The sequence below is a fragment of the Neisseria sp. HMSC065D04 genome (assembly GCF_001815675.1).
Lineage (GTDB): Bacteria > Pseudomonadota > Gammaproteobacteria > Burkholderiales > Neisseriaceae > Neisseria.
Map to the genome: position 1 here is coordinate 1 of NZ_KV821486.1, position 7,511 is coordinate 7,511.

Below are 7,511 nucleotides of genomic sequence, written 5' to 3' on the forward strand. Positions count from 1 at the left end.
CGCCCGATTTGACGATGCGCTACTGTCCTATTTTTATTTTAATTGACTATAAAACTATTATTTCTGTGAAGTTGAAAATGTTTGAAAGAAAGGATTTTGCTATCTCCTAATATTCCGAACAAACCTAAAAATTATCTTGATTTGATAAATTAAAATTTAATTTAAAAAAGAAAATAGTATTGTTTGCTTGTTGATATAAAATATATTCCGAGTAAGAGACAAAAAAAGGTATAGAAATATATGAAAAAATTATGGTGTCTGATAGGTGGTTTTGTTCTGTTGAGTGTATCTTCTAATAGCTATGCTGACGAAAGTGAACAAACTCAGTTTATTCAACAGTTCAACAGTGCTAAAAAATCTAAGATATTAATTTTAGAAAGTTTTGATAGTTTGCAACAATGCGGGGTCGGTTCGTGCGACAATGCCTATCGTACTGATATTTGTGAACAGGTAGCTGCTGTTGATATACAAACTGGTTATCAAATTACAGGAGATGTCGGTGGAGCTGATGTAAAATTCAAACTGAACAGTTCTGATTTGGCTTTATTTAAAGATTTATATGCTTCATGTAAACCGACAAGTTATCAATATTGGAACTTTGATTCATTGTTTCATGTTGTTTATAACGGCGACGCTGAAAAAGCAGTTGATAACTTGAAAAAATCATTGAAATAAAATAGGCGATATCCAAGTGATCAAATTCAAGAACGTACATAAACATTTCAAAGACCTGCACGTCATCAACGGCGTCAATCTGGAAGTGAAGCAGGGTGAAGTGGTGGTGGTTTGCGGACCTTCGGGTAGCGGCAAATCGACGCTCATCCGTACCGTCAACCAGCTTGAAAGCATTGAGAGCGGCGAGATTTGGGTGGACGGTATCAATGTTGCCGATCCGCAGACGGATTTGAACAAGGTGCGTGAGGAAGTGGGTTTTGTGTTCCAAGGCTTCAATCTGTATCCGCATCTGACCGTATTGGAAAACATCATCCTGTCGCCGATGAAGGTGAAAAAACAAAGCCGCGAACAGGCTGAGGAAAAGGCGATGGAGCTGTTGGAACGCGTGGGTTTGGCGCATAAAAAAGATGCATTCCCCAGCCAGCTTTCCGGCGGTCAGCAGCAGCGCGTGGCGATTGCGCGCGGGCTGGCGATGGAGCCGCGCGTGATGTTGTTTGACGAACCGACTTCCGCGCTCGACCCGGAAATGGTCGGCGAGGTGTTGAAAGTGATGCAGGACTTGGCGGAAAGCGGCATGACCATGATGTGTGTTACACATGAAATGGGCTTTGCGCGCGAAGTGGCCGACCGCATTATTTTTGTGGATAAAGGGCAGATTTTGGAAAACGAAACGCCTGAAGAGTTTTTTACCAATCCGAAACACGAACGCGCCAAACAGTTCTTGCAGCAAGTGATGACGCATTAACAGCTTGTCAAAAGGTCGTCTGAAAGACAGATTGAGGCTTTCAGACGACCTTTGGCGAATGCAACTGATAGATATAGACGGCAAAGAGGTCATTTCCGATTTTGCCGTTTTAAAGGAAAACCATGTATTTTGTTGACCGTACCGCCGTCGTGCTTAAGCCGACCGCCCGTTTTTTGGAATGGCTGAAATCCGCCGATGAAAATATGCCCGACCTGACCATCGAGCAAATCCGTGCCAACTGCTCCGTATTCCTCGTGCCGCAGTTTGACGAGCCGGAAGCCGTGATTGCCTATTTTGACGAACGCTACCAACAGATTTTCGAGGCGGAGTTGGCAGGCTGGGACATCGATAAAAGCAAGTGGCCGCAAGACATGAGCCTGAAGGCGTTTTGGGAATTTTTCGATACCGAAATCCACGATATGGTTTTGGACATGGAAGAGGCGGAATTGAGCATTACGCCCGTGTTCGACAATATGATGTAGGGCGATGCGCGCTTTTCAGACGACCTTGAAGCCGTCCCGTTCTTTAAAAGCCTTGTCCGTCTTGTTGCATTTGTCCGCAGTGGCCGTGTGCCTGATATGGTTTTACGGTTGGATGATATGGTTCGGGCTGGCGGCGTTGGCGGGCAGTTTTGTCCACGCTTGGCGCGTGGTGAATTTGCGGACGGCGGGTGCGGTAAAGAAAATCGCCATCGACCGCCATGCGCGCGCTTGTGTATTTTGCGGAGACGGAGAAGGGCAGGGCGCGGTGTTGGACGGTGCGACCATGCTGACTCCTTACGCTTTGTTTTTGCAGTGGAACGCCGACGGCAAAACGATACGGCAATGTGTTACGCCCGATATGGCGGATAAGGAATCTTACCGTCGTCTGAAAGTTTGGGCGCGCTGGTGTCAGGCTCAGGATGCCGGGCATCCGCTTTAATTCGGTAAAGCGGTTTTCCGCCTTGTTCTCGTCAAATTAAACCCAATATAAAAACAGTCCGCACAAGCAGCCGAAGCCGTCCAATTATTCCGAAACGACGGTTTCAGACGACCTTTTGAAAAACGAAACACACATGAAAACATTACAAGACTGGCTCTCGCATTTGGAAACCGCCCACAGCGGCGGCTTAATCGACATGGGCTTGGAACGCACGGGCGAAGTGAAAAAACGCATGAAGCTTGAGCCGCAATGCCCCGTCGTCGTTGTCGCGGGAACAAACGGGAAAGGTTCGGTCTGCGCCTACCTGACGCAGATTTACAAACAGGCAGGCTTCAAAGTCGGTACGCTGACCAGCCCGCATTTATTGCGTTACAACGAACGCATCGCCGTCAACGCCGAGCCGGTTTCAGACGACCTCATCACCGCTTCTTTCGAGCGCATCGAAGCGGCGCGCGGCGAAATATCGCTGACTTATTTTGAATTCAATGCCTTGGCGGCGGTCGATATCTTCATACGCGAACAAGTCGATGTGATGATATTGGAAGTCGGCTTGGGCGGACGTTTGGACGCGGTCAATGTGTTTGACTGCGATTGCGCGGTGGTTACCAGCGTGGATTTGGACCATCAGGCGTTTTTGGGCGATACGGTCGAACAGGTCGGTTTTGAAAAAGCAGGCGTGTTCCGCAGCGGCAAACCCGCAATCTGTGGGCAAAACCCTGCGCCCGAATCGTTGGTCGCACACGCCGAAGCCATAGGCGCGAAACTGCTGATGGTGCAGCGCGATTTCGATTTCGCCTCATTGGAAAACATCCAATGGAACTACCGCTTCCATCCGCAACATTCAGACGACCCCGCGCGCAACCGCAATTCCCTGCCGTTCCCCGCATTGCGCGGCGCATACCAGCTTTCCAACGCCGCCTGCGCGTTGACCGTGTTGGAATGTTTGAACGAAAAATTGCCGGTGGACATCGGCGCCATCAAGCGCGGATTGCTGCTGGTTGAAAACCCCGGACGCTTCCAAGTCCTGCCCGGCCGCCCGCTGACCGTTTTGGATGTCGGACACAATCCCCACGCCGCCCGCGCACTGCGCCGCAGCCTGATTAATTTGGCGTTTGCGCAAAAACGCACCGCCGTGTTCAGCATGCTGTCCGATAAAGACATAGACGGCGTGTTGGAAATCGTTAAAGACCAGTTTGACGAGTGGTATATCGCGCCTTTGGACGTGCCGCGCGGCATGACGGCGGAAGCCTTGCAGGCGAAACTGGAAGCACAAAATATCGAAAATATACAAACTTTTACCTCCGTTCGCGAGGCGTACCGCGCAGCTTTGGCTAAGGCGGGCGAAAATGATAGAATCGTTGTTTTCGGCTCATTTCATACCGTTGCCGACGTGATGGCGGCGTTGTAAAAGGAAATCTCCATGTCTGACAATAAGCAAAATGAAGTTCTGACCGGTTACGAACAGCTCAAACGCCGCAACCGCCGCCGCTTGGTTATGGCATCGGGGTTGGTGGCGGCATCGACCGTTTTATTGGGCGTCGCCCTGTCAACCGGACCGGAAAACAAGCCAGAAGAAAACGCCCAAACTACAACCATCCAACAAAACAACGCCAACACAGAACCTGCCAACCTGGCGGATGCGACCGTGTTGGAGCCTTCTACCAAAGAAGATTTGGAAGCAGCGGCGGAAGCGGCCAAAAATGCCGATGCCGAAGTAGCGGACAAACCGCAGGAAACCGCCGCGCCGGAGCAAAATGCGCATGCGCAAGCCGAGCCGCAACCTGATGCACCGCCGGCAGCGCCCGAAGATGTAGGTCCGCCTTTGGTGCTGATTAACGATACGCTGTCAGACAGCGACATCAAAGGTTTGGAAGAATCCGAGAAAATCCAAAAAGCCGAAGCCGCCAAACGCGAAGCAGCCGAGCGACGCGCGGAAGAGCGCCGCCGTAACCGTGAAGAGCAGCGTAAAGCGCAGCAGCTTCAAGCCCAAGAAGCAGCGGAACGCGAAGCCAATGCCGCAGCGCGTAAACGCGCCCTTCAAGCTGCCAAAGCCGAGAAGGCGGAACGTGCCGCCGCAGCCGAGCGCAACAAGCTGGCACAGTTGGAAAAAGCCGAGAAAGCCGTTGCCGAACGTAAGGCATTAAAAGCCAAAGAAGAAGCGGCGGCGAAACACAAAGCAGCAGCGGAAAAAGCCAAAGAAGCTGTCACAGCATCCGCATCCGAACCTAAAGAAAGAATTCGGGTAGATGCTTCCAAATACGAAAAAATCGAAACAGCCGGCAAAAAAGCTTCCGCGGTAAGGGAAGCCGAAGCGAAAGTTGCCAAAGCCAAAACCGAGCAGACGGCCAAGGCAGAGAAAACCGCTACCGCTACTGCCGAAAGGTCGTCTGAAAAGGCAAAAACCAAAACCGCCGAAGTCAAATCAGGTAAAAAAGCCGCCATTCAGGCAGGTTATGCTGAAAAAGAACGTGCCTTGAGCCTGCAACGCAAAATGAAAGCGGCAGGTATCGACTCAACCATTACCGAAGTGATGACGGATAAAGGCAAGGTTTACCGTGTCAAATCAGGCGCATACAAAAACGCCTACGACGCCGAACGCGACTTGAACAAACTGCGCGTACACGGCATTGCCGGACAGGTAACCAATGAATGATATTCCGTTAGCCGACATACTCGCCTTCGGCGTGATCGCGGCGTGTATCGTGATGTCGATGATACGCGGCGTCATTGCCGAAGCGGGTTCGCTGTTTGCGTGGGTGATTTCCTTTTTGTTGGCTAAAACGTTTGCCGTGCCGTTTTCGGAAGTGGCGTTTAAATCGATTCAACCGCGCGCCTTGGGCGTTGCCATTTCGTTTGTCGTGATTTTCTTTTTGGCGCGTTTTTTACAGCAGTTTTTACGCACCATACTGACCAACGCAGCATCATCGATGGGATTGGGCAGCGTCAACAGAGTATTGGGCGGCGTGTTCGGCGCAGCCAAAGGCGTGTTGCTGGTGACTTTGGCGGTCATGGTCTGCGCCCACACCGATTTGCCGGAAACGGAAGATTGGCAAAGCTCGTACAGCATTCCTTATTTCCAATCATTGTCTGAAGTCATCATGCCTTACCTGCCCGGTCAGAAGGAAAAGGCGGAAGATAAGGCGGAATCGTAAATCCACCGGTTTCAGACGACCCCGATTGCATCGAAGGTCGTCTGAAACCGGTTTTTCATGAGTTAAAAGTTCGGCAGCTATATTTGCCGAACGCGCTTCTGATAGTCTGAATCTCCGATAGAGGCGTGGGTGGATTGATGATGAGGCGGTGAAATAGAAGCATTTATAGTGAAGTTGGATTTAATTTTCGATGCTTCGTATTGTCGGACTGATTCATCAATCAGTCATGGTCGGTATCTGATTTCAAACTGAATGGGCGAATGATTGTCAACAATTTGGGCAACGTTGTCCGATTTATTCTATAATTCTGTTTTCCAAGTTAACCTCGAATTCGGAGAAGACGATATGTGCGGTGTATTAGGTTTGGTCAGCCATGAGCCGGTAAACCAGCTTCTGTACGACGGTTTGCAGATGTTGCAGCACAGGGGGCAGGATGCGGCGGGCATTGTGACGGCGGAAGGCAGCACGTTCCATATGCACAAAGGCAAAGGCATGGTGCGCGAAGTGTTCCGCACACGCAATATGCGCGATTTGATCGGCAACGCGGGCATCGCCCATGTCCGTTATCCTACGGCGGGCAACGCGGGCAGCAGCGCGGAGGCGCAACCTTTCTACGTCAGCTCGCCTTTCGGCATCGTGTTGGCACACAACGGCAACCTCACCAATACCGCCGAACTGTATGAAAACGTGTGCAACAAACACCTGCGCCACGTCAACACCAGCTCCGATTCCGAAGTTTTGCTCAACGTATTCGCGCACGAATTGCGCCGCGAAGTCTCTAAAAACGCCAATCCCCACCGGCTCAATATCGACAATATTTTCAACGCCGTTGCCGAAGTCCACCGCCTGGTGCGCGGCGCATACGGCGTGGTTGCCATGATTGCGGGCTACGGCATGCTCGCCTTCCGCGATCCTTACGGCATCCGCCCGCTGGTGTTGGGTTCGCAAACCGACAAGGCAGGCAGAAAATCCTATGCCGTCGCCTCAGAATCCGTTGCCTTCAATGCGCTTGCCTACGATTTGGAACGCGATATCCAGCCGGGCGAAGCAGTATTCGTAGGTTTTGACGGCACACTGCTTGCCCGTCAATGCAGCGACCGCGCCAAACTCAGTCCCTGCCTCTTCGAATACGTCTATTTTGCCCGTCCCGACTCCGTGATCGACGGCGTATCGGTTTACCAATCGCGTTTGGACATGGGCGTGTCCTTAGCGGAAAAAATCAAACGTGAGCTGCCCGTGGACGACATCGACGTCGTGATGCCCATTCCCGACACCAGCCGCCCCAGCGCGATGGAACTTGCCGTCCACCTCAAAAAACCTTACCGCGAAGGTTTGATTAAAAACCGCTATATTGGCCGCACCTTTATCATGCCCGGTCAGGCGACGCGCAAAAAATCCGTGCGCCAGAAACTCAGCCCGATGGAAACCGAGTTTGAAGGAAAAAGCGTATTGCTGGTGGACGATTCCATCGTGCGCGGGACGACCAGCCGCGAAATCGTCGAAATGGTACGCGCAGCAGGCGCGCGCAAAGTCTATATCGCCTCCGCCGCTCCCGAAGTACGCTATCCCAATGTGTACGGCATCGATATGCCCACGCGCGAAGAATTGATTGCTAACGGGCGCAGCGCAGCGGAAATTGCCGCCGAAATCGGCGCGGACGGCATCGTTTTCCAAAATTTGAGCGATTTGGAAGCCGTCGTCAAAGCACTCAATCCGAAAATCGAATCCTTCGATTCGTCCTGTTTCAACGGCATCTATCAAACCGGCGACATCGACCAGGCCTACCTCGACCGCCTGTCCGCCGAGAAATCCGGCTGCGGCGGCTTGAAAGTCCACCCGAGCAGGATGGAACACAGCATCAGCATCAGCGATACGGGTGACGAAGAATAAAACCGGTTTGAACGATTAAAGCAAAAGGTCGTCTGAAACGGGGTCATGTTTCAGACGACCTTTGTATAGTGGATTAACTTTAAACCAGTACGGTGTTACCTCGCCTTAGCTCAAAGAGAACGATTCTC

General features: G+C 51.4%; 8 protein-coding genes. All 8 read left to right on the plus strand.

What is annotated here, in order from left to right:
- The first annotated feature begins 240 nt into the window (after positions 1 to 240).
- The 8 genes from HMPREF3050_RS02055 (at position 241) to purF (ending at position 7,383) form a co-directional block, all read left to right on the plus strand.
- A complete protein-coding gene (locus tag HMPREF3050_RS02055; protein WP_070773274.1) occupies positions 241 to 675 on the plus strand; it encodes a hypothetical protein in 435 nt (144 codons plus the stop codon).
- A gap of 16 nt (positions 676 to 691) precedes the next feature.
- The gene (locus tag HMPREF3050_RS02060) at positions 692 to 1,420 is read left to right on the plus strand and encodes an amino acid ABC transporter ATP-binding protein (protein WP_003740819.1); all 729 of its coding nucleotides are present in this window, start codon (positions 692 to 694) and stop codon (positions 1,418 to 1,420) included.
- A 122-nt stretch (positions 1,421 to 1,542) separates the two neighbouring features.
- Positions 1,543 to 1,902, plus strand: coding sequence for a hypothetical protein (locus HMPREF3050_RS02065; RefSeq protein WP_003761526.1), 360 nt, complete (start codon positions 1,543 to 1,545; stop codon positions 1,900 to 1,902).
- A 4-nt stretch (positions 1,903 to 1,906) separates the two neighbouring features.
- Entirely contained in the window at positions 1,907 to 2,341 is a 435-nt protein-coding gene (locus tag HMPREF3050_RS02070; RefSeq protein WP_070773275.1) for a protein YgfX, read from the plus strand.
- 133 nt (positions 2,342 to 2,474) lie between these two features.
- Positions 2,475 to 3,749: a bifunctional tetrahydrofolate synthase/dihydrofolate synthase gene (gene folC / locus HMPREF3050_RS02075; RefSeq protein WP_045074742.1), complete on the plus strand. Its 1,275-nt coding sequence runs from the start codon at positions 2,475 to 2,477 to the stop codon at positions 3,747 to 3,749.
- Between the two features lie 12 nt (positions 3,750 to 3,761).
- A complete protein-coding gene (locus tag HMPREF3050_RS02080; RefSeq protein ID WP_070773276.1) occupies positions 3,762 to 4,994 on the plus strand; it encodes an SPOR domain-containing protein in 1,233 nt (410 codons plus the stop codon).
- A complete protein-coding gene (locus tag HMPREF3050_RS02085; protein WP_009312743.1) occupies positions 4,987 to 5,493 on the plus strand; it encodes a CvpA family protein in 507 nt (168 codons plus the stop codon). The genes HMPREF3050_RS02080 and HMPREF3050_RS02085 overlap by 8 nt, the downstream gene beginning before the upstream one ends.
- A gap of 345 nt (positions 5,494 to 5,838) precedes the next feature.
- Complete coding sequence (gene purF / locus HMPREF3050_RS02090; RefSeq protein ID WP_070773277.1) at positions 5,839 to 7,383, plus strand: amidophosphoribosyltransferase; 1,545 nt, start codon at positions 5,839 to 5,841, stop codon at positions 7,381 to 7,383.
- Positions 7,384 to 7,511 lie beyond the last annotated feature (128 nt).

Excerpts from the sequence above, each read along its gene's own strand:
- HMPREF3050_RS02065 (WP_003761526.1), top strand. The coding sequence starts at position 1,543 with ATGTATTTTGTTGACCGTACCGCCGTCGTGCTTAAGCCGACCGCCCGT.
- purF (WP_070773277.1), top strand. The coding sequence starts at position 5,839 with ATGTGCGGTGTATTAGGTTTGGTCAGCCATGAGCCGGTAAACCAGCTT.
- folC (WP_045074742.1), top strand. The coding sequence starts at position 2,475 with ATGAAAACATTACAAGACTGGCTCTCGCATTTGGAAACCGCCCACAGC.
- HMPREF3050_RS02080 (WP_070773276.1), top strand. The coding sequence starts at position 3,762 with ATGTCTGACAATAAGCAAAATGAAGTTCTGACCGGTTACGAACAGCTC.
- HMPREF3050_RS02085 (WP_009312743.1), top strand. The coding sequence starts at position 4,987 with ATGAATGATATTCCGTTAGCCGACATACTCGCCTTCGGCGTGATCGCG.
- HMPREF3050_RS02070 (WP_070773275.1), top strand. The coding sequence starts at position 1,907 with ATGCGCGCTTTTCAGACGACCTTGAAGCCGTCCCGTTCTTTAAAAGCC.
- HMPREF3050_RS02055 (WP_070773274.1), top strand. The coding sequence starts at position 241 with ATGAAAAAATTATGGTGTCTGATAGGTGGTTTTGTTCTGTTGAGTGTA.